We start from the raw sequence: 21,653 nt of genomic DNA on the forward strand, positions 1-21,653 counted from the left end.
ATGAATCTAGATTTAAAAGAGGAAATTCTCTTTGCGATTTCCCGTTATGACTATGCTTATGCCTATAAACTGGCGCAGCAGTTGATGGGAAATTCCTCGATTGTAACCAGCCTATTGGCTATTCTGGCAGAGCGAAGAGAGCTCAATATTCTGCCAGCCATGGATGAAGAGTTGAAGACTGCCTTGCAGACGCAAAGCGGTTTTCAGCTTTTTTGTCATACCGATTTGGCTGACGAGCAGCTGGCCAACTATCTCTATGATTTAGAAGCCAAGCTGCGCAATGAGCAGATTATTGACTTCGTTCGGGCGGTCAGCCCAGCGATTTATCGGATTTTCATGCGCTTGATCAAGCTGGAAATCCCTGATATTGAGCACTTTATCCATAATTCTCGTGAAGCCAGCTATGACCGCTGGAAGTTTGAACGGATGCGGGAGTCGGATTATGCTGCCTTACAGGTCTTTCATGCGGAAAGCACGGTCAATTCATCCAGTCTGACAGAGTTGATTTTGCATTTGGATCTGCCAGAGTCTGTTAAGGAAGAGGTCAGGCAGCTGCGAGAATTGGAGAAGTCAGTCCGAAATCCGCTGGCTCATCTGATTAAGCCCTTTGATGAGGCAGAATTATATCGGACAACTGGTTTTTCCTCCCAGCATTTTATGGAGATTTTGGTGGACTTGGCACGATTTACAGGGATTGTCTACGATCGGGAACATTTTTATTTTGATGAGGCAAACCGCTTGGTTAGAGCTTTATTGACAGGAGAGGAAAATGGATAAAATACAGCAGTTGCAAGACATGATTGACCAAAGTCAGAATATCGTCTTTTTCGGTGGGGCAGGCGTCTCGACCGAGTCTAATATCCCTGACTTTCGCAGTTCGGATGGGATTTATAGTGTCAAGTTGGGTCGGCATTTTACGGCAGAGCAGCTGGTTTCACATACTATGTTTGAGCGCTATCCGCAGGAGTTTTTTGACTTTTACAAGAAGTATCTGCTTTATCCGGATGCTAAGCCCAATGCGGCTCATGTCTACTTGGCGGATTTGGAGAAAGCAGGCAAGCTCAAGGCTGTGGTGACGCAAAATATTGATAGCCTGCACGAAATGGCTGGCTCAAAAAATGTCCTCAAGCTGCACGGCAGTGCGGATAGAAATTTTTGTTTAGGCTGTCAGCGCTTTTATGATTTGGAGGCTTTTCTTGCTCTGCCTGGAACGGTGCCTTACTGTTCTGACTGCGGTGGCGTGATTAAGCCTGATGTGACCCTCTATGAAGAGCCCTTGGATATGGAGACCTTCCAGCAAGCCGCGCAGGCCATTCATCAAGCCGACCTGCTGATCATCGGGGGCACCTCCTTGGTGGTCTATCCCGCAGCCAGTCTCATCCAGTACTTTGCTGGCAAGCATCTGGTCGTTATCAATAAGACCAGCATTCCACAGGATAAGCAAGCTGACCTCGTCATCGAAGGCAAGATTGGGGAAGTGTTTACGCAGTTGAGGCAGTAAAACTAAAAACATTTTTTGCTAGGAATGTTTGGTTAGAAAACAAAATTTTGTCTAGTCATTTATGATATCGTGAGCCATAAGCGGCGCTTGAAGCTGGCAAAGCTTTTGGAAGGCTATGGCGTGAGGGTTCAGCGCTCCTGCTTTGAGCTGGCCCTTGAGAAGCTGGACTTTGACTGTCTGGTGAGAGAGCTGAGAGCTTTTTATCAGGCAGAAGAAGGGGACAATATCATTATCTATCTGGGGCATAAGGAAGAGGAGGCTGGGACAAAAGTCCTAGCCTCTCAATTGTCTTTGGATTGTCGAGCAAGACGCAGTGGTTGAGTGGGCTCTACTAGGCTGATTTCATCAGCTTTTACAGCCCTATTCAACTGTGCGGAGGTGGGACGACGAAATCGAATTCTAACGAATTACCGATTTCTGTTCCACTCTCTATGATGGCGCGGAGTTGCTTGAGGATATTTTGTTCTTTTAAGCTGTTATTTCTGAGCGAGACGTGGTATAATGGAGTTAGGTTTTAGCTAGTTTCTAAGAGGTACAAGATGTTGTGGGGCTCTTCTGAGGCTTTATACAAGATATGCGGTTAGAACCCTCCATATCCTCGCGAGGGGACGGAAACAAAGAGGCGACACCCGTTGAGAGGGCGATGGCTGCGTTAGAACCCTCCATATCCTCGCGAGGGGACGGAAACTTAGTGTCATTACCAGCATAATATCATACTTGCTTTCGTTAGAACCCTCCATATCCTCGCGAGGGGACGGAAACATATTAACCAGCTCTTCAAAAAAATCACTAGCAGCTAGTTAGATCCCCACTAGCAGCTAGTTAGATCCCCCCTAATCCTCGAGAGGGGACGGAAACTCATTAGTCAGAGCCATGCGAGAGACCTTGTCTGTTAGCCCCCCCAATCCTCGAGAGGGTACGGAAACTTGAAAATATAAGTACTTATTAGCCTCAGTGCGTTAGTTAGAACCCCCACAATCCTCGAGAGGGTACGGAAACCATTGCGTTCCATAGTGTTAAAAAGTTCTACAATCGTTAGCCCCCCATAATCCTCGCGAGGGGACGGAAACATACCAATTTCGTATGCTTCGTATGTTTGTTTTGGTTAGAACCTCCCCAATCCTCGAGAGGGTACGGAAACTCATCTCTGGCCAACAGTTCTTTTTGCTGCGGAGTCAGTTAGAACCCCCTAATCCTCGCGAGGGGACGGAAACTTATCATCGATATCCGCAGTCATTGTCTTAACGACCGGTTAGACCCCCCTAAACCTCGAGAGGGTACGGAAACTGAGGATCGTCTTCTCGGTTAGCTGATCTAGCTTTCGGTTAGAATCCCCTAATCCTCGAGAGGGTACGGAAACGCCATGCCAGCATCTTTAATAAAATCAATCATTGTTAGAACCCTCCATATCCTCGAGAGGGTACGGAAACTTACTCTCCTAAATAATCAGCAAGTGCTTTTTTCGTTAGAACCCTCCATATCCTCGCGAGGGGACGGAAACTTTTCTTCTTCTGAAAGACTAGCCCAAGCTTCTTTAGGTTAGCCCCCCCAAATCCTCGAGAGGGTACGGAAACTCATAGGTTACAGCAGGATAGCAATTCTTTTTCAGGTGAGACCCACACTAATCCTCGCAAGGGTACGGAAACGCACAAGCCCAGTGCGCAAGCAAAGCGCTATCCATCGTTGGAACCCCCATATCCTCGCGAGGGGACGGAAACTTACGACCATTTACACCATAATCAACATACAACAATGGTTAGACCCCCCAAAATCCTCGAGAGGGGACAGAGTGGACGGGGGCTTTTTTACTTTTCCTCAGCTTCTTGCTTTGCCAAGAAAGAAGGATCTTGACTGTTAAATATCGTTTTTTCAAATGCTTCAAAAAACATTGACAACGCTTTCATAACTTGATATAATAAGCTGAGTAAATAATAATCGTTCTAAAGGGCGCCATGAAATCGGTGAAAGATTCTTTTGCCTTTTTCGGGCGCTTTTGCAGTATAGAGAGGAGACCGTGTGAAGAAAGTAGAGTTACATTTATCAAAGACAAGACTAAAAGATGAAGAATTGATCAGTAAGCTTCAGGGCTTTTTGATGGCAAGCATTTCGCCAGACTTTGCGACCTTTCTCCATGAGCAGGAGACCAATCCCTACTCGATGAATCTGAGTTCCACGCGCGATGAGTCGGTGTGGGTTGTCAATTTGCTTTCAGAAGAGGCGGAACGGCAAATGCTAGCTCCTTTATTAAACTTGGAAACCATTAAGCTAGAGAGCTATGCTGAGGAAATCCTTGTCAAAAAGGTGGAAATCCACTCCCTATCCCAGAAGGCTTTGCTGGATATTTACCAAGATGATGATGCTTCCCACCTGATACGGGTGCATTTTTATACGCCAACGACCTTTAAGCGACAGGGGCAGTTTGTGCTATTTCCAGACACGCGTCTGATCTTTCAAAGTTTGATGCAAAAATACAGTCGACTGGTGGAAGGAAGAGCGGAAATCGAAGAGGAGACCCTACAGTTTTTAGCAGACCATAGCCAAATCACCAGCTATCATCTAAAAAGTCATTATTTTCCAATTCATGGACGAAAATACCCCGCCTTTGAAGGCAGGGTGACGATTCAGATAAAGGGAGCATCCACACTAAAAGCTTATGCGCAGATGCTCCTAAAATTCGGTGAGTATGCCGGAGTCGGCACAAAGTGTAGCCTAGGAATGGGAGGGATGAGAATTGAAGAAAGAAAAGGTTGAGTGACTATCAACCTTTCCTCATCTGATAGACCTGAAGGGAAACCAAGTTTCAAAAATAGAAAAAACACCTAGATCCTGCAGTAAGCTGCCTGCTTCTAGGTGTTTTACTTTATTTATCAAACTGTACTTCCTCGATCAGATACTCGATAAAGCGCTCGCCCATCTTGGACAGGCTAGCCTTTTCGTGCTGGATATAGACCAGCTCGATTGGGTCATCGATATCCAGAGGGATGGAGACGATATTGTCGCCATTGAGGTTGCTGTTGAGAATACCGGTTGCAATCGTGTAGCCATCCAGACCGATCAAAAGGTTAAAGAGGGTCGCGCGGTCGCTGACTACGATAGATTTTTTATGGTGCTCCTGAGAGAGAATTTCCTCAGAAAAGTAGAAGGAGTTGTGAGTACCTTGGTCATAGCTGAGATAGGGGAAATCCTCCAAGTCCGACAGTTGCACCAGCTTTTTCTTGGCCAGCGGGTTGGACTTGCTGACAAAGATATGGGGCTGTGCTGTGAAGAGATGAGTCGCAATCAGATGGCTATCATCCAGCATTTTAGAGAGGACATCACGGTTGTAGCTGTTGAGGAAGAGGACACCGATCTCGCTGCGGAAGTTCTTCACGTCATCAATGATTTCCCAAGTCCGAGTTTCCCGCAGAAAGAGCTCGTATTTCTCCATGTCGCTTTTTTTGAGCAATGAAACAAAGGCATTGACTACAAAGGCATAGTGCTGGGCAGAGACGCTAAAAAGCTCGCGGTGGGCGACAGGATTTTTGTATCGCTCTTCTAAAAGCTGAGTCTGCTCCACCACTTGGCGGGCATAGGAAAGAAACTCCATGCCGTCCTTGGTCAAGGTAATTCCTTTGGGATTGCGAATGAAAATCTCGATGCCCATTTCATTTTCCAAATCCCGCACAGCGTTGGACAAGCTAGGCTGGGTGATAAAAAGTTGCTTGGCAGCCTCGTTCATGCTACCTGTCTCGACGATTTTGATAATGTAGTGTAATTGTTGAATTCTCATAGGTCTATTTTATCACAAACTGGGGATTTTTTCCTGATAAATCAGAAGTTTAGAGAATGTTTGCCTGCTAAAGTTTCCTATGCTAAAATGAAGGAAATAAGGAGGGCGATATGGCCAAAGATGATGACTATAAAAATCGTTTGGTAGGACTACCCATTACTATTTTTATAGTATTTCTGACAATTTGCTTAATGATTCCACTTGGAAAGGTGATGATCATGTGGGGGCTTAAATCTGCTTATGAGGGACTTGGGCGAAGCAGCATGTCTTCATCTGTTCGTCAAAAGTCATCAGAGGAGCTTCTGTTAGAAGAGAAAGTTTTAGAGAGAGGAAACCATCGTTTTACATGGACAACTGATGACATCGTTAATCTGCAAATTAAGGATACCGCTGCTGGTCAAAACGGAGCTTCTCTGGATCAAATCCTTGAAAAGCATGGCAAGGCTTCAAGCTTTTTTTATACTGAGAGCAATGGGAATATTGAATTAGACTATACAAGTGAGATTATTCAAGGCCGTCATAGTCATCTAAGTTTAACATTTGAAAAAGATGGAGCAGGATATCATCTAATTAGAAAGAGCGCGAATATTCTTGATGAGGCTTATCCAACTTTGCCTCAGGGAAATAGTCCCCATCTCTGGACAAAGGATGAGATTGCTGGTTTACAAGTTCGTGACGAGAGCACAGGCAATCCTGGCATGTCCTACGAAGAAATCATTCAATTATTTGGTCTACCTAGAGAATCAGAAGTTTTTATTTCGCACTTGGATGCGGCTGATAGGCAGCATATTGGCTTGGAACTCCAATACTTAACTTCAGATGAAAGATATAATAATGAATGGGTTCATTTAATCTTTCATCGTCAAGAAGATGGCGTCTTTCGGTTGACGACAGTTACTAGTCATATCGATAGAAGAGAAAGATAGGGAGATTGATGGTCTCCTTAGGTGGCCAAAGTAAGCAGAAAAGACGGGGAATTTGGACTTTCTTCTGAATAAACAGACTGAAGTACATTTTGCAATCTCGATCTATTCGTGATATGATGAGTTTTTAGACTGATAAGGAGTTGTTATGAAGAGACGAGAAGATTCGTTTGAAGATCTTGCTTTCGAGCTAGAAAAGCAAACCTATAAATCCAAGTTTTTGCCATTGATGGTAGTAGCTATTGTTGTATTTTCTATCATTGGAACAGTTTTTTTAACACTTTCTCTATCAGGAAAAAGCAAAGCCAAGCAGACGCCAACTCCGTCTAGCCAGATTAGTTCATCAACAAATAGTTTGGAAGATGAGAAAGCTGAAGCAGAACAATTCGCTAAAAGTCTTATCGTTTCTCCAGAAAAAAGCGGTCCCTTTCTTTGGACAGTTGAAAAGGCAGTCGCGCTTCCCATAAACAAATACAAGGGCGGAGCCGTCTTGGAAGATGTTTTACAGGAATTTGGGAAACCAGTTCAAGGTGGGGCCTGGATTGATTTTTTGCCAAATCATAAAGTTCAAAAACATATTCGCCTTATCTGGGAATCGAAAGATGGTAGTATGGGCTATGTATCTTTAACCTTTGCTGAATTTGATGGTGTCTATAAGCTCATTTCAAAATACCATTTTAGCCTTTCAAGTGATAAAATTCAGGTGGATAACAATCCTAAAAGATCCTTTTTATGGACGCAAGCATACATCGATAGTCTTGTTATTGGTGCTAGAGAAGGAACAGCTAAAGGTACACCATATGATGAGATTGTTTTAAAAGTCGGCTTACCTCTATATCAGACGATTTCTGGAGACGACAATCAACTGAAGATGCGGGTTGATTATGTTAATCCAGATTCTTGGCAAAATCCAGAACAATTGAAAAGAGTTCATTTAGAATTCTACAAGCAAGGAGATGGAAGATGGCGTTTAGTGTCTAAAGAAAGTGAGTAAACTAAATCGATAAGAAAGAGGAGGAAAATGAGGAGAAGTAGCAAGAAAAAACGTGATCTTCATTCGTTTAGAGAGATCAAAAGAGACCTTTATCGTCAACAAAAGCTAAAACGAGAAGAGCTCAGAATGATGACGATGAAGGAGGAGAAAAAAAGAATTAGCTTGGCTTTTACCCTTCTTTGTTTGGCAATCTCTTTTGCTTTGTTCTTTGGCTTCTATTATTTATCGCAACAGGTTCCTAACAAAGCCGAACTGAAGTACAAATATGACGATAAATCCTCGTCAGTTAGTGGAGACAGCTCGGCTAGTCAGCAAAATGATGATGAATCAAAATTGACCCAAGAACAAAAGGAACTGAAAAAGAAAATTGTTGAGGAAGATGAAGAGAAATTTGCTTTTAATTGGACATTGGATAATTTTGTAGAGCTCAAGGTGGAAAATGGGGGGACTAATAGTCCAACTTTAGAAGAAGTTATTGCGAAATATGGTAAGGGTTCAGATGTGAGTTTTGCTAAAAAAGAAGTGACACTGACTTATAAGACAAGAATTATAGATGTTCCGAGATATGGCGCGTCGGGACATCCTCAGGAAATCAGTTTGAGCTTTTATGACCCTGATTCAAATGGGAAGACCTACTATTTGATAAATAAAAGTGCAGTATATTTAGATGACAGTAGATATCTTCCAGCGACAAAAGATAAATTTGTCTTTAAGTGGAAATCAGAAGATATGGATACATTAAAAATAGGTGATTGGCGGTATGGCAAAGGCGGGATGACTTATCAAGAGGTTGTTGAGCGTTTTGGATTGCCTTCACATACAAATATTTCGGGAAGTGATACAGATTATAGTCCGTTAACATTGCAAGTGAATTATATTAATATTCGTCGTTCAAATACAGAACGGAAAAGTGACAGGGTGTCCTTGAATTTTAGAAGACAGGAGGATGGCAGTTTTTGTTTGGCAGATGTAACAAGCGAATTTGACAAGAGCTGGTAAGACTGTAATTCCTTGGAGAAAATTTGAAAGTTCTAATGTTTTTTCTATCTTGACAATCCTTATCGCTAACGATATAATGTTTACAATTTAACCTTTAATCAAGTCCAGTGAGGCTGCAAGGTAGGAAAAACGGTATAAGAGGCAATTTGACTGCCTTGTTTTTTGCGAAACCTTGCTGCGGCGAGGTTTTTTCTTGTAGAAAGTGAGGTTGTCATGGTTAGTGACAGTTGTAAAAAGAGATTTGGCAAGATTATGCTGGAGCAAATGGAGCTCTTGGAGCAGGTAGAAATTGCGCCTCAGATTTTTTCGATGCGCCTGAGAGGAAAGATGGTGAGCCAGATGCAGGTTGGGCAATTCCTGCATATCCGAGTACCAGATGATAGCAAGTTGCTGCGGCGTCCGATTTCCATATCGGAGATTGATCGGGAGAAAAATATCTGCCGGATTATTTATCGGGTCGAAGGTGGTGGGACGGCCCTATTCTCTCAGCTTACTGTTGGTAGTTACCTCGATGTCATGGGGCCTCAGGGAAATGGTTTTGATTTGTCTCCAGTAGAAAAGGGTGACAAGGTCTTGATCATTGGTGGTGGTATCGGTGTGCCTCCTCTCTTACAAACGGCCAAAGAACTGCATGCTAAGGGGGCCCAGGTTACAGCAGTATTAGGCTTTGCCAATCAATCTGCTGTTATTTTGGAAAAAGAATTTCGTGAGTGCAGTCAGTTGTTTATCACTACAGATGATGGGACTTATGGTCAAAAAGGCTATGTATCAACCATTGTCGATGAGCTGACAGAAGAGTTTGCCGCGGTCTATTCTTGTGGGGCGCCCGGTATGCTCCAGTATGTGGATCGGAAATTTCACGATCATCCCCATGCCTATCTATCGATGGAGTCTCGCATGGCTTGTGGCATGGGCGCCTGCTATGCCTGCGTCGTTCATGTAGCAGGTCAGGATGAGGCGGTCAATAAGCGAGTTTGCGAAGACGGTCCAGTTTTTGAGACTGGGACTATCGTGCTTTAGGAGGATAAGGAAATGACTGAAAATCGTTTGAAAATTTCTCTGCCAGGCTTAGAGCTGAGAAATCCAATCATTCCAGCTTCAGGTTGTTTTGGCTTCGGTCAAGAGTATGCCAAATACTATGACTTGGATCTACTGGGCTCTATCATGATCAAGGCGACGACGCAAGATCCTCGCTTTGGCAATCCAACGCCCCGTGTGGCCGAAACGCCGGCTGGCATGCTCAATGCTATCGGCCTCCAAAATCCAGGGGTCGATGCCGTTTTGGCTGAAAAACTTCCTTGGCTGGCTCAGCACTATCCAGACTTGCCGATTATTGCCAATGTGGCTGGTTTTTCCAACGAAGAATATGCTTATGTATCTGGAAAAATCTCTCAAGCTCCCAATGTCAAGGCCATTGAGCTCAATATTTCCTGCCCCAATGTGGATCATGGCAATGCGGGTCTTCTAATCGGACAAGTCCCTGAGCTAGCCTATGAAGCAGTAAAAGCAGCAGTTGCTGCCTCTCAAGTTCCAGTCTATGTCAAATTGACCCCCAGCGTAGCAGATATTACCCAAGTGGCCAAGGCGGCAGAAGATGCGGGCGCGAGCGGCCTGACCATGATCAATACCTTGGTGGGAATGCGTTTCGACTTGAAAATGAAGCGGGCGATCATTGCCAATGGAACAGGAGGCATGTCTGGTCCAGCTGTCTTTCCTGTGGCCCTCAAGCTGATTCGTCAGGTCGCGCAATTCACCAAACTGCCAATCATTGGCATGGGGGGAGTTGACTCAGCAGAGGCGGCGCTGGAGATGTTTATCGCTGGTGCATCGGCCATCGGCGTCGGAACAGCGAATTTTACCGACCCGTATGCCTGCCCTAACATTATAGAAAACTTGCCGCAAGTCATGGATAAATACGGCATTGAAAGCTTAGAAAGCTTGAGAAAAGAAGTCAGAGAAAATTTACTTTAAGCTTGATTTTCTCTTGACAAACTTCCCAGTAAATTATAGAATGTTTAAGACAAAACTTTTAAAGAAGTCCAGAGAGGCTCTAAGGCGCATACGTTTAAAATGGCAGATTTTGCCACATTTTCGTGTAACCTTGCTCTCGGGCAAGGTTTTTTCTATGATTGTAATCATCTTTATAGTAAGTACAAAGCAAGGAGAAGAACCGTATGCGTGAAGAACGTCCTATTATTGCCCTAGACTTTCCATCTTTTGATGATGTCAAAAACTTTCTGGAGCATTTTCCTGAAGATGAAAAGCTGTACGTCAAAATCGGCATGGAATTCTTTTATGCCATTGGTCCAGAAATTGTGCATTATCTGAAAGGCTTGGGACATAGTATTTTCCTCGATTTGAAATTGCACGACATTCCTAATACCGTGCGTTCAGCTATGTCTGTTTTGGGAACATTTGGCATTGATATGGTGACAGTTCATGCGGCTGGTGGCGTTGAGATGATGAGGGAGGCAAAAAAAGTTCTCGGTGACAATGCGAAGCTAGTAGCGGTGACCCAGTTGACTTCGACCAGTGAAGAAGACATGCGCGACTGCCAAAATATCCAAACAACCGTGCAAGAATCCGTTGTCAATTATGCCCGCAAGGCCAAGGAAGCTGGGCTGGATGGAGTTGTTTGTTCAGCCTTGGAAGTTGAGCTGATCAAGGAAGCTACGGCGGACGATTTTCTTTGCGTGACGCCGGGTATTCGGCCAGCAGGTGCTGAAATTGGTGACCAAAAGCGGGTCATGACGCCACAGGAAGCCCACCAGATTGGCAGCAATTATATTGTGGTTGGTCGTCCGATCATTCAGGCTGAAAATCCTTGGGATGCCTATCACGAGATTAAGAAACAGTGGAACAGCTAAGTAAGGATTTCAAATGAAACCGTCAAACAAAACTAATAGCTTAAAAACAGATTTATAAGGAGTAAAAAATGACTTTAGCCAACGATATTGCACGCGACTTGTTGAAAATCAAAGCGGTTTACTTGAAACCAGAGGAGCCTTTCACTTGGGCTTCTGGGATTAAATCACCGATTTACACAGATAACCGAGTGACTTTGGCCTACCCAGAAACTCGGACCTTGATCGAAAATGGCTTTGTTGAAAAAATCCGTGCTGAATTTCCAGATGTGGAAGTGATTGCGGGCACGGCAACAGCGGGCATTCCTCACGGAGCTATCATTGCCGACAAGATGAATCTGCCTTTTGCATATATCCGCAGCAAACCAAAAGATCACGGAGCGGGCAATCAGATTGAAGGCCGAGTGGCTACTGGTCAAAAGATGGTTGTGATTGAAGATTTGATTTCCACTGGCGGCTCTGTTTTGGATGCTATTGCGGCAGCCAAGCGTGAAGGAGCAGATGTGATCGGTGCTGCAGCTATCTTCACCTACGAATTGCCAAAGGCGGACAAGAACTTTGCGGATGCAGGCGTGAAGTTGGTGACCTTGTCAAACTACACAGAGCTTATCCACTTGGCTGAGCAAGAAGGCTACATCAATGCAGAAGGATTGACTTTGCTGAAGAAGTTTAAAGACGATCAAGAAAACTGGCAAAATTAAGAAGGTACGAGGAGGCGGAACTAGCATGTTCCTGTCTCCTTTTTAGGATTTACTTAGCCTCTGCTCACTTTTTAAAATAGCAAAAAGTGCCTGATTTTGTTATAATAAAGCCATGTCTAAGATTTATCATATCACTTTTTTGATTCTACAAAAAATCATGCTGGTATTGAGTCTTCATTGGCTGTTTACAGCTATTTTTCATGTGTCGCAGTTGAGTAGCTTGGCTTTGATTTTGTTTGGAGTCTTGGCGATCTTAGCGGATCGTTATCGGTTTCAGCTTAAAAAGTCTTATCATTTTCTGATGAGGCACAAGCTTGCCATTGCTTTAGCAGCTCTCCTTTTTCAGCTCATCATGCTCTTATCGGCTGAGCTTTTGATTCGACGGGATGCAGCGGTGGTTTTCACAGGGGCTTTCAAGTACCTGAAAGAGTCCTCTATTTCCAGCTACCTGACGCGCAATCCTAATAATCTGCCCCTCTTTCTCTATGAGCGTTTCTTCTTTAATCTCTTTGGTGAAGCAGCTCTCTGGATTATGCAGGGACTCAATCTTTTTTACGTCAATATTGCGTCTTGGATCCTCTACAAAGGCTGTCAGCGATACTTTTCGCAGGCTACAGCCGATGCGGTTTTTAGCCTTTATATGGCCTTGGTCGGATTTTCGCCTTACTACATGTCCATGTACACAGACATTCCTCCCTTGCCTTTGATTAGTCTACAGATTTTTCTGGCTCTCAGTCTGTTGGAAAATAAGGGGAATAGTCGCCAAATCATTGCTAGAAGCCTTTTATTAGGAATTCTAACCAGTCTTGCCTTTTTGATTCGTCCGACAGTGATGATTCTGTTGATTGCTGTTTTTGGAGTTTTGTTTTTGAGACAAAACTGGAACAAGTTTTTCTTGACTGCTGCGGTCTTTGCTCTAAGCTTTTCAGCAGGCTACCTTCCACTTCATTATAGTCTGGCTCACCAGACAGAAGTGCCGATCATCCAAGGCGAAGGGCTGGCCAAAGGGCCATTGCTTTTCATCAATCTGGGCCTAACCAATATCGGTCACGATCAGGAAGACATGAAGGAAGGGCTCTTGCAATACGTGGAACCTGGTAAGCGGTCTGACTACAATAATGGCATGTTTGCCAGGGAAAATGTCATCAGAGAAATCAAGCGCCGTCTGAAAGAATACACTCCGCTGACCTTTCTACAACACCTGTATTATAAACACTCTTTGACAGTTGCTGAAGGAAACTTGGGTTGGCTCTATCGCAGTGTTGAAAATGAAAAGACACCTTATATTTCACCACTTTATGAGTTCACAAAAGACAATGCATTCGCCCAGTTTATCCGTGACTTTTTCCTTAATTCTGATAAGGATAGTTTTCGATTCTATTCGCTGATCAAGCAGGTAGTTTGGATTGTCATGGCTTTGGGGCTGGTCTTTGCCCTTTGGAAATACCGACCAAATGATTCCTTGAATTTCTTAAGCTTGGCAGTCTTTGGCGGTCTACTCTTTCTGCAGATTTTCGAAGGAGGCAAGACGCGATATCTGATTCAGTTTTTGCCACAGATTTTGATTCTGTCAGCTGTGGGATTGACTCAATATCCGCTCGACTTGACTCGCATGAAATTTTGGGAAAAGAAGGTCTAACTAGACTTGTCAGCTTAGTTGCCCGTAAGTATGGAATGTAAAAAAAAGGAGACAGATATGCAGCATTCAGCTTGGCACGCTTTGATTAAGGAGCAGCTGCCAGAAGGTTATTTTGCAAAAATCAATCATTTTTTGGACGAAGTGTATGCTTCGGGGATCATTTATCCACCTCGGGAAAAGGTGTTTAATGCGATTCAGACGACAGATTTAGCGGATGTTAAGGTGGTTATTTTGGGGCAGGATCCCTACCATGGACCGAGACAGGCACAGGGATTGAGTTTTTCTGTACCAGATGACATTCCAGCTCCGCCTTCTTTGCAGAATATTCTCAAAGAACTGGCTGATGATATCGGCGTGAAAGAGTCGCACGATTTGACGTCTTGGGCTGAGCAAGGTGTTCTCTTGCTCAATGCTGGTCTGACAGTGCCTGCTGGCCAGGCCAATGCCCATGCCGGCTTAATCTGGGAGCCTTTTACAGATGCGATTATCAAGGTCGTCAATGCAAAGTCGGATCCAGTTGTCTTTATACTCTGGGGATCTTACGCCCGCAAGAAAAAAGCCTTAATTAGAAATTCCCAACATTTGATTATCGAGTCAGCTCACCCAAGTCCGCTGTCTGCCTACCGTGGCTTCTTTGGCAGCAAACCTTTTTCTCGTACCAATGATTTTTTAGTGGCTAAGGGCTTGGAGCCAATCGATTGGTTAGCATAGGAGGTAGTATGGTTCAGTTAGCAACGATTTGTTATATTGATAATGGGCGTGAGTTTCTCATGCTGCACCGCAACAAAAAGCCCAATGATGTTCATGCTGGGAAGTGGATTGGTGTCGGTGGTAAGTTAGAGCGAGGAGAAACCCCGCAGGAATGCGCGGCACGAGAGATTCTAGAGGAAACAGGACTAAAGGCCAAGCCGGTCCTAAAAGGTATTATTACTTTTCCAGAATTCACTCCCGACTTGGACTGGTACACCTATGTCTTTAAGGTGACTGAGTTTGAAGGAGAGTTGATTGATTGCAATGAAGGGACGCTGGAATGGGTGCCTTACGATCAGGTTTTATCTAAACCAACTTGGGAAGGGGATCATACCTTTGTTGAGTGGCTACTGGAGGATAAGCCCTTCTTTTCAGCTAAATTTGTTTATGATGGTGATAAACTGCTCGACACGCAGGTCGATTTTTACGAATAAAGGAGATAGAAGATGCTACTAATCAAGAATGGCCGTGTAATGGATCCTAAGTCTGGTCTGGATCAAGTGTGCGATGTGCTGGTGGAGGGCAAGAAAATTGTCAAAATTGGCCAAAATCTGGAAGCGGCCGATGCCCAAGTCCTAGATGCTAGTGGTTTGGTCGTTGCCCCCGGTCTGGTCGACATTCACGTTCACTTCCGGGAGCCGGGCCAGACTCATAAAGAAGACATTCACACGGGAGCCTTGGCAGCAGCAGCGGGCGGCTTCACAACGGTTGTTATGATGGCCAATACCAATCCGACCATCTCTACGGTTGAAACCCTGCAGGAAGTGCTGGAGTCAGCCAGTCGTGAAAATATCCATATCAAGTCGGTTGCAACAATTACAGAGAATTTTGATGGACAGCATCTGACAGATTTTCAAGGTCTCTTGGCAGCCGGTGCAGTAGGTTTTTCTGATGATGGTATTCCGCTGACCAATGCTGGCATTGTCCGCCAAGCCCTGATCGAAGCACGTAAAAACGATACTTTTATCAGCTTGCACGAGGAAGATCCCAATCTCAACGGCATACTCGGTTTCAATGAGCATATCGCCAAAGAGCATTTTCATATCTGCGGCGCGACAGGTGTGGCAGAATACAGTATGATTGCCCGCGATATCATGATTGCTTATGATGCCAAGGCTCATGTGCATATCCAGCATTTGTCCAAGGCAGAAAGTGTTAAGGTTGTCGAGTTTGCTCAGAAGCTAGGTGCTCAAGTCACCGCTGAAGCAGCACCTCAGCACTTCTCTAAGACAGAAGCATTGCTATTGACCAAGGGCAGCAATGCTAAGATGAATCCGCCTCTGCGCTTAGAATCGGACCGTCTGGCCGTTATCGAAGGGCTGAAATCTGGTGTCATTTCTGTCATTGCGACGGACCATGCACCTCACCATGCCGACGAGAAAAATGTGGCGGATATTACCAAGGCGCCGTCTGGTATGACTGGTCTTGAGACCTCGCTTTCTCTGGGGCTGACCTACTTGGTTGAGGCTGGTCATCTGAGCTTGATGGAACTTTTGGAGAAAATGACAGTCAATCCAGCTAGTCTCTATGATTTTAATGCTGGTTTTCTAGCCGAAGAAGGCCCAGCTGACATCACTATTTTTGATCCTAAAGCTGACCGTCTGGTCTCCGATCATTTTGCCTCCAAGGCAGTCAATTCACCTTTTGTTGGCGAAGAGCTGAAAGGCCAAGTCAAATATACCATCTGCGATGGAGAAATTGTCTTCCAAGCATAAGCAGACATTCATATAAAATCAGAGAGTGGGACAGAAATTGGTAATTCGTTAGAATTCGATTTCGTCGTCCCACCTTCGCACAGTTGAGTAGGGCTGTAAAAGCTGATGAAATCAGCGTAGTAGAGCCCACTCAACCACTGCGTCTTGCTCGACAATCCAAAGACAATTGAGAGGCTAGGACTTTTGTCCCAGCCTCTTTTTTATCAGAAGTAAGATTAACCTGAAATAGCATTCCCTTTTTACAATAAAAACAGTATAATAGTAGAAAAAACATAGACTGGAGCTTTTATTTATGAAAAAGAAGCATCTTATTTTACCTGTTTTGTCCACGGTTCTGTTGGCACCTGCCTTTTTGGACCATCAAGTTGCTGCGGATGAGGTTCAGCCAGCAACTGCTGTAGCAAATGTGAGTGACTCAGCTCCAAAACCAGCTGACACGGATTTGGCACAAGCAGGTGGAGTTTCTGCCGATGAAGCTAGCGTAAATGCGGCCATCGCAGCTAATGCTCAAGATGTATCAGGAGCGTCTGACGCAAGCTTGCCTGAAGCTACCATTCTTCATACAAACGATGTGCACGGTCGTATCGTCGAAGAAAAAGGTGTTATCGGAGATGCCAAACTTGCAACGGTTATCAAGGAAGAACGTGCGAAAAATCCTCAAACACTGGTTGTAGATGCAGGAGATGCTTTTCAAGGTCTGCCAATTTCTAACAGCTCCAAAGGGGAAGAACGCGCGAAGATCCTCAATGAAATCGGCTATGATGCTATGGCGGTCGGAAACCATGAATTTGACTTTGGCTTGGATGAGGCTAAAAAATACAAAGAAATCCTCAATTTCCCACTTCTCAGTGCTAATACCTATGCTAACAATGCCCGTGTGTTCCAAGCATCAACTATTGTGGACAAGGATAAGAATGTAGAAGGTGATGAATTTGTCGTGATCGGGGTGACCACTCCTGAGACAGCTACAAAAACGCACCCGAAAAATATTCAAGGTGTGACTTTTGCGGATCCAATCACAGAGGTTAATCGGGTGATTGACGAAGTTGAAGCACGTGCAGCAGCTGAAGGTAAGACTTACAAAAACTATGTCGTTCTGGCTCACTTGGGTGTGGATACTACGACACCAGTTGAATGGCGCGGTTCTACCTTGGCTGAAGCCCTTTCTAAAAATGCTAAGCTAAAGGGCAAGCGTGTTACAGTGATTGACGGCCATTCTCACACAGTAGAGTCCACTACTTACGGTGAAAATGTGACCTATAACCAGACTGGTAGCTATTTGCACAATATCGGTAAAGTTACTTTCAAGGCCAACCAACTTCTGGGCAATCCTCAGCAAATTCCAGCTGCAACAGCTAAAAAAGCTAGTCCAGATCCAGTTGTAGCAGAAATGGTCAAGAAGATCAAGGAAAAATACGATGCAGAAAATGCCAAGGTAATCGTGGCCAATAGCCCTGTTGAGCTTAACGGTGACCGTGAAAATGTCCGCGTTCGAGAAACCAATCTGGGGAATGTGGTAGCCGATGCCCTTTACAAATACGGCCAAACAGGCTTTGCCAACAAAACAGACTTGGCTGTGACCAACGGTGGCGGCCTACGGGAAACCATTGCCAAAGACAAGCCAATCACAAAGGGAAGTGTCATCGCTGTATTGCCTTTTGGAAATACCATTTCTCAAATTAAGGTAACAGGTCAGAATATCGCAGATATGTTTGCCAAATCTTTAGGCTCAATCCTGCAAGAAAAAGATGGAAAACCTGTCTTGGATGAAAACGGCCAACCATTGCTAGAGCCAAGCGGCGGTTTCTTGCAAGTTTCTGGTGCTAAAGTTTACTATGACACAACTCTGCCAGCAGAGAAACGGATCCTTCGCATTGAAATCAAAAACAAAGAAACAGGTGCTTATGAAGCTCTTGACTTGGCTAAGACCTATTACCTGACAACCAATGACTTCCTAGCAGCTGGTGGTGATGGTTATACCATGCTGGGTGGTGCGCGTGAGGAAGGTCCATCTATGGACGTGGCCTTTGCAGAATATCTGGAAAGTGCAGATTTGACAGCCTATGCAGCAATCAATCCAAATTCTCGCACGATTTCTATATCTGCTAGCAAGGATACAGATGGAGATGGTTACACAGATATCGAGGAAATCCAGCAGGGTACTGATCCAAAAGATGCTGCTTCTAAGCCTGGACAAAGCAATCCAGCAAACCCAACCAATTCGACTAACCCAGCAAATCCTACCACCCCAACTAATCCAACAGTTCCAACAACACCAAGCAATCCAGTAGTTCCTAGCCAACCTAATCATCCAGTTGTGCCAGAGACAAAACCACAAGAACAACCTTCTGTTGAGAAGCCAAATACAGCTCAGCCGGCAGCAAATAAGGCAACTTATCAAGCTCCAGCACAGGTTCTTCCGACAGAAGTAGCAAGCAAACAAGGAACTCTTCCGAAAACAGGAAGCAAGAATCCTATCCTTCTTTCTCTCTTCGGACTGGTTCTGGGAACCCTAGGCGTAACAGGCCTGAAAAAAACTCAAAAAGATTAAAAAAAATGAGGCTGGGACAAAAGTCCTAGCCTCTCAATTGTCTTTGGATTGTCGAGCAAGACGCAGTGGTTGAGTGGGCTCTACTAGGCTGATTTTATCAGCTTTTTCAGCCCTACTCAACTGTGCGGAGGTGGGACGACAAAATCGAATTCTAACGAATGACCGATTTCTGTCCCACTCTCATTTTTTTGGATTTTGTTTGGTTAGGTTAATGCCCCAAGGGATTAAGTTTTCAGTTTTATTTCGAATCCGCTGGATATTGTCCCGATGACGAAGGATGATAATAGCTGCTAAGAGAATGATAATCAGGGTAAAAAGGAAATCATAGCTAGGTAAAAGAAAGCCTAAAGCAGGGAAAATTAGGGCGGACAGGATGGCCACGATTGCAGAAACCACGCTGGCTAGAGAAATCATACTTCCCAGATAGAGAGTCGTCACAAAGACAACTATCAGGTAGACAAAGAAAGCGGGTGAGAAGCCTAGAACAGCTCCAGCACTGGTCGCAACAGCTTTGCCTCCCTTAAATCCTGCAAAGATTGGATAGGTATGACCAATCACAGCCAAGAGGCCAAAAATCAGTGGTGAAATCCCTTCAATATGCAGGAAAAGCGGCAGCAGGGTTGCCAGTGTCCCTTTGAAAAAGTCAATGACAAAAGTGGCGCTGCCGGCCGTCTTTCCCAAGATTCGGAAAGTATTGGTCGTGCCAGTATTGCCACTGCCGTATTCTCGGAGGTTCTTTTTAAAGAAAATCTGTCCAATCCACAAACCTGTTGGAATGGAGCCCAGTAAATATGCTAGTAATAATCCAAGTATCGTGTTCATCATGATTTTATTATACCATGATTTGGAACTTGGACAAAGAACTATGATAAGAATATTTTTAGAGAATTGTCTAGTCTGACGCTTGTGGCTAGCTTGCCTTTCTCCAAAATCATTTGAAATCCAGATTCTATCGAGGCTGGGACAAAGGTCCTAGCCTCTCAATTGTCTTTGGATTGTCGAGCAAGACGCAGTGGTTGAGTGGGCTCTACTACGCTGATTTCATCAGCTTTTACAGTCCTACTCAACTGTGCGGAGGTGGGACGACGCAATCGAATTCTAACGAATGACCGATTTCTGTCTCACTCTCATTTTTTAGAAAAAACTTTGCAAAATTTACCAAAAAACTGTAAGATAATGAGGATGACTATCATGCAGGAGGTTCCTTGTGGCAAAAAAGGAAATCAATATTAACAATTATAATGACGATGCCATTCAGGTATTAGAAGGGTTGGATGCGGTCCGTAAACGTCCAGGGATGTATATCGGATCGACCGACGGAGCGGGACTCCACCATCTGGTCTGGGAGATTGTGGACAATGCTGTTGATGAAGCCCTGTCAGGCTTCGGTGACCGAATCGAGGTCACGATAAACAAGGACGGCAGTTTGACTGTCGCAGACCACGGACGCGGGATGCCGACTGGGATGCACGCTATGGGCATTCCCACGGTTGAGGTCATCTTCACCGTTCTTCACGCTGGTGGTAAGTTCGGTCAAGGGGGATATAAGACCTCGGGCGGTCTCCACGGTGTAGGGTCCTCTGTTGTCAATGCCCTATCTAGCTGGCTGGAAGTGGAAATCACACGCGATGGGACTGTCTACAAGCAGCGCTTTGAAAATGGCGGAAAACCAGTCACTACGCTCAAGAAAATCGGCACTACACTCAAGTCCAAGTCTGGGACCAAAGTGACCTTCATGCCGGACGATGCGATTTTTTCAACGACGGACTTTAAGTACAACACCATTGCGGAGCGGCTTAAGGAATCTGCCTTCCTGCTCAAGAATGTCCGTCTGTCGCTGACTGATGCGCGGACTGGCGAAGAAGTAGAGTTCCACTATGAGAACGGGGTTGAAGACTTTGTCAGCTATCTCAATGAAGACAAGGAAACCCTGACTCCTGTCCTCTATTTCGAGGGCGAGGAGAGTGGCTTCCAAGTTCAGGTGGCCCTCCAGTACAACGACGGCTACTCAGACAATATCCTGTCCTTTGTCAATAATGTCCGCACCAAGGATGGTGGGACCCACGAGACGGGGCTCAAGACCGCTATTACCAAGGCTATGAACGACTATGCCAGAAAGACAGGCCTGCTCAAGGAAAAGGACAAGAATCTGGAAGGCTCGGACTATCGCGAAGGGTTGGCAGCAGTTCTGTCCATCCTCGTACCAGAAGAACACCTCCAGTTTGAAGGCCAGACCAAGGATAAGCTGGGCAGCCCTTTGGCTCGTCCTGCCGTGGACTCTATCGTCTCTGACAAGCTGACTTTCTTCCTCTTGGAAAATGGCGAGCTGGCGTCCAACCTCATCCGCAAGGCTATCAAGGCTAGAGATGCCAGAGAAGCAGCCCGCAAGGCGCGTGACGAAAGCCGCAATGGCAAGAAAAATAAAAAAGACAAGGGCTCGCTCTCTGGTAAGCTAACCCCAGCCCAGTCCAAGAACCCAGCCAAGAACGAACTCTATCTGGTCGAGGGAGACTCTGCCGGTGGCTCTGCCAAGCAAGGCCGTGACCGTAAGTTCCAAGCCATCCTGCCCCTACGCGGTAAGGTTATCAATACTGCCAAGGCTAAGATGGCCGACATTCTCAAGAACGAAGAAATCAACACCATGATCTACACGATTGGAGCGGGTGTTGGGTCAGACTTTACCCTTGAGGATGCCAACTATGACAAGATCATCATCATGACCGATGCGGACACCGATGGTGCCCATATTCAGACCTTGCTGCTGACCTTTTTCTATCGCTATATGCGCCCGCTGGTCGAGGCTGGTCGCGTTTATATCGCCCTGCCGCCTCTCTACAAGATGTCCAAGGGCAAGGGCAAGAGCGAAGTTGTCGAGTATGCCTGGACCGATGGTGAGCTGGACGACCTGCGTCGCAAGTTTGGCAAGGGTGCCATGCTTCAGCGCTACAAGGGGCTCGGTGAAATGAACGCCGATCAGCTCTGGGAGACCACCATGAATCCCGAAACCCGCACCCTCATCCGTGTTACCATCGAAGACCTGGCCCGCGCCGAACGCCGCGTCAACGTCCTCATGGGCGACAAGGTCGAACCACGCCGCAAGTGGATTGAGGATAATGTCAAGTTTACGCTTGAGGAGAGTGGAGTGTTTTGATACCTAGTTATTGAGATTTGCTAGATTATAAGCCTATCAGATTTGGAAAGGGTAGAAAATGATGATCAGACCTGCAAATATGAAAGATTGTCCAGT

General features: G+C 45.2%; 18 protein-coding genes and 1 pseudogene. 17 read left to right on the forward strand and 2 right to left on the reverse strand.

Annotated elements, in window-relative coordinates; all coding sequences use genetic code 11:
- The 4 genes and pseudogenes from ACWPVL_RS07500 to cas6 all read left to right on the forward strand — a co-directional run bounded on the left by ACWPVL_RS07500 (window position 1) and on the right by cas6 (window position 4,252).
- Window positions 1–777 (forward strand): hypothetical protein, encoded by a 777-nt coding sequence (locus tag ACWPVL_RS07500; protein WP_454387987.1) that lies wholly within the window; start codon window positions 1–3, stop codon window positions 775–777.
- A complete protein-coding gene (locus ACWPVL_RS07505; protein ID WP_454387989.1) occupies window positions 770–1,501 on the forward strand; it encodes an NAD-dependent protein deacylase in 732 nt (243 codons plus the stop codon). The genes ACWPVL_RS07500 and ACWPVL_RS07505 overlap by 8 nt, the downstream gene beginning before the upstream one ends.
- Window positions 1,502–1,537: 36 nt before the next feature.
- A pseudogene (gene cas2 / locus ACWPVL_RS07510) lies at window positions 1,538–1,822 on the forward strand (CRISPR-associated endonuclease Cas2); the annotation flags it as partial.
- Between the two features lie 1,695 nt (window positions 1,823–3,517).
- Window positions 3,518–4,252, forward strand: a complete 735-nt coding sequence (gene cas6, locus ACWPVL_RS07515; protein ID WP_454387991.1) for a CRISPR-associated endoribonuclease Cas6 — start codon at window positions 3,518–3,520, stop codon at window positions 4,250–4,252.
- A 109-nt stretch (window positions 4,253–4,361) separates the two neighbouring features.
- Here the strand turns inward: cas6 and ACWPVL_RS07520 are convergent, their stop codons facing one another.
- On the reverse strand, window positions 4,362–5,270 hold the full coding sequence (locus ACWPVL_RS07520; RefSeq protein WP_005589634.1) for a LysR family transcriptional regulator: 909 nt from the start codon (window positions 5,268–5,270) through the stop codon (window positions 4,362–4,364).
- A 110-nt stretch (window positions 5,271–5,380) separates the two neighbouring features.
- Between ACWPVL_RS07520 and ACWPVL_RS07525 the strand changes: the two genes are divergently transcribed.
- From ACWPVL_RS07525 to nt5e, 12 genes are all read left to right on the forward strand, one after another.
- Window positions 5,381–6,196 (forward strand): hypothetical protein, encoded by an 816-nt coding sequence (locus tag ACWPVL_RS07525; RefSeq protein WP_454387993.1) that lies wholly within the window; start codon window positions 5,381–5,383, stop codon window positions 6,194–6,196.
- Window positions 6,197–6,341: 145 nt separating this feature from the next.
- Window positions 6,342–7,187: a hypothetical protein gene (locus tag ACWPVL_RS07530; RefSeq protein WP_454387995.1), complete on the forward strand. Its 846-nt coding sequence runs from the start codon at window positions 6,342–6,344 to the stop codon at window positions 7,185–7,187.
- Window positions 7,188–7,214: 27 nt separating this feature from the next.
- Window positions 7,215–8,186: a hypothetical protein gene (locus ACWPVL_RS07535; RefSeq protein WP_454387997.1), complete on the forward strand. Its 972-nt coding sequence runs from the start codon at window positions 7,215–7,217 to the stop codon at window positions 8,184–8,186.
- 213 nt (window positions 8,187–8,399) lie between these two features.
- Complete coding sequence (locus tag ACWPVL_RS07540) at window positions 8,400–9,206, forward strand: dihydroorotate dehydrogenase electron transfer subunit (RefSeq protein ID WP_454387999.1); 807 nt, start codon at window positions 8,400–8,402, stop codon at window positions 9,204–9,206.
- A gap of 12 nt (window positions 9,207–9,218) precedes the next feature.
- A complete protein-coding gene (locus ACWPVL_RS07545) occupies window positions 9,219–10,157 on the forward strand; it encodes a dihydroorotate dehydrogenase (RefSeq protein WP_454388001.1) in 939 nt (312 codons plus the stop codon).
- 203 nt (window positions 10,158–10,360) lie between these two features.
- Window positions 10,361–11,053 carry an orotidine-5'-phosphate decarboxylase gene (gene pyrF / locus ACWPVL_RS07550; RefSeq protein ID WP_015604612.1) on the forward strand — a complete coding sequence of 231 codons (693 nt, stop codon included), beginning with the start codon at window positions 10,361–10,363 and terminating at the stop codon, window positions 11,051–11,053.
- A gap of 68 nt (window positions 11,054–11,121) precedes the next feature.
- Window positions 11,122–11,751 (forward strand): orotate phosphoribosyltransferase, encoded by a 630-nt coding sequence (gene pyrE, locus ACWPVL_RS07555; protein ID WP_454388003.1) that lies wholly within the window; start codon window positions 11,122–11,124, stop codon window positions 11,749–11,751.
- Window positions 11,752–11,863: 112 nt separating this feature from the next.
- Window positions 11,864–13,390, forward strand: coding sequence for a glycosyltransferase family 39 protein (locus ACWPVL_RS07560; RefSeq protein WP_454388005.1), 1,527 nt, complete (start codon window positions 11,864–11,866; stop codon window positions 13,388–13,390).
- 57 nt (window positions 13,391–13,447) lie between these two features.
- Window positions 13,448–14,101 (forward strand): uracil-DNA glycosylase, encoded by a 654-nt coding sequence (locus tag ACWPVL_RS07565; protein WP_454388007.1) that lies wholly within the window; start codon window positions 13,448–13,450, stop codon window positions 14,099–14,101.
- 8 nt (window positions 14,102–14,109) lie between these two features.
- Window positions 14,110–14,574, forward strand: a complete 465-nt coding sequence (locus ACWPVL_RS07570; protein WP_005589656.1) for an NUDIX hydrolase — start codon at window positions 14,110–14,112, stop codon at window positions 14,572–14,574.
- Window positions 14,575–14,586: 12 nt separating this feature from the next.
- Window positions 14,587–15,855, forward strand: coding sequence for a dihydroorotase (locus tag ACWPVL_RS07575; RefSeq protein ID WP_454388009.1), 1,269 nt, complete (start codon window positions 14,587–14,589; stop codon window positions 15,853–15,855).
- 292 nt (window positions 15,856–16,147) lie between these two features.
- A complete protein-coding gene (gene nt5e, locus ACWPVL_RS07580) occupies window positions 16,148–18,406 on the forward strand; it encodes a cell surface ecto-5'-nucleotidase Nt5e (RefSeq protein WP_454388011.1) in 2,259 nt (752 codons plus the stop codon).
- Window positions 18,407–18,586: 180 nt separating this feature from the next.
- Here nt5e and plsY read toward each other — a convergent pair whose 3' ends face one another.
- Window positions 18,587–19,231 carry a glycerol-3-phosphate 1-O-acyltransferase PlsY gene (gene plsY, locus ACWPVL_RS07585; RefSeq protein WP_454388013.1) on the reverse strand — a complete coding sequence of 215 codons (645 nt, stop codon included), beginning with the start codon at window positions 19,229–19,231 and terminating at the stop codon, window positions 18,587–18,589.
- Between the two features lie 382 nt (window positions 19,232–19,613).
- Between plsY and parE the strand changes: the two genes are divergently transcribed.
- Entirely contained in the window at window positions 19,614–21,557 is a 1,944-nt protein-coding gene (parE, locus tag ACWPVL_RS07590) for a DNA topoisomerase IV subunit B (protein WP_454388015.1), read from the forward strand.
- The last annotated feature ends 96 nt before the right edge of the window (window positions 21,558–21,653 follow it).

This window comes from Streptococcus sp. Marseille-Q8145, from assembly GCF_965112035.1.

What these genes read in the sequence shown, in the direction of transcription:
- ACWPVL_RS07500 (WP_454387987.1), top strand. Translation starts at nt 1, where the DNA reads ATGAATCTAGATTTAAAAGAGGAAATTCTCTTTGCGATTTCCCGTTAT.
- ACWPVL_RS07505 (WP_454387989.1), top strand. Translation starts at nt 770, where the DNA reads ATGGATAAAATACAGCAGTTGCAAGACATGATTGACCAAAGTCAGAAT.
- ACWPVL_RS07520 (WP_005589634.1), bottom strand. Translation starts at nt 5,270, where the DNA reads ATGAGAATTCAACAATTACACTACATTATCAAAATCGTCGAGACAGGT.
- ACWPVL_RS07525 (WP_454387993.1), top strand. Translation starts at nt 5,381, where the DNA reads ATGGCCAAAGATGATGACTATAAAAATCGTTTGGTAGGACTACCCATT.
- ACWPVL_RS07530 (WP_454387995.1), top strand. Translation starts at nt 6,342, where the DNA reads ATGAAGAGACGAGAAGATTCGTTTGAAGATCTTGCTTTCGAGCTAGAA.
- ACWPVL_RS07535 (WP_454387997.1), top strand. Translation starts at nt 7,215, where the DNA reads ATGAGGAGAAGTAGCAAGAAAAAACGTGATCTTCATTCGTTTAGAGAG.
- ACWPVL_RS07540 (WP_454387999.1), top strand. Translation starts at nt 8,400, where the DNA reads ATGGTTAGTGACAGTTGTAAAAAGAGATTTGGCAAGATTATGCTGGAG.
- ACWPVL_RS07545 (WP_454388001.1), top strand. Translation starts at nt 9,219, where the DNA reads ATGACTGAAAATCGTTTGAAAATTTCTCTGCCAGGCTTAGAGCTGAGA.
- pyrF (WP_015604612.1), top strand. Translation starts at nt 10,361, where the DNA reads ATGCGTGAAGAACGTCCTATTATTGCCCTAGACTTTCCATCTTTTGAT.
- pyrE (WP_454388003.1), top strand. Translation starts at nt 11,122, where the DNA reads ATGACTTTAGCCAACGATATTGCACGCGACTTGTTGAAAATCAAAGCG.
- ACWPVL_RS07560 (WP_454388005.1), top strand. Translation starts at nt 11,864, where the DNA reads ATGTCTAAGATTTATCATATCACTTTTTTGATTCTACAAAAAATCATG.
- ACWPVL_RS07565 (WP_454388007.1), top strand. Translation starts at nt 13,448, where the DNA reads ATGCAGCATTCAGCTTGGCACGCTTTGATTAAGGAGCAGCTGCCAGAA.
- ACWPVL_RS07570 (WP_005589656.1), top strand. Translation starts at nt 14,110, where the DNA reads ATGGTTCAGTTAGCAACGATTTGTTATATTGATAATGGGCGTGAGTTT.
- ACWPVL_RS07575 (WP_454388009.1), top strand. Translation starts at nt 14,587, where the DNA reads ATGCTACTAATCAAGAATGGCCGTGTAATGGATCCTAAGTCTGGTCTG.
- nt5e (WP_454388011.1), top strand. Translation starts at nt 16,148, where the DNA reads ATGAAAAAGAAGCATCTTATTTTACCTGTTTTGTCCACGGTTCTGTTG.
- plsY (WP_454388013.1), bottom strand. Translation starts at nt 19,231, where the DNA reads ATGATGAACACGATACTTGGATTATTACTAGCATATTTACTGGGCTCC.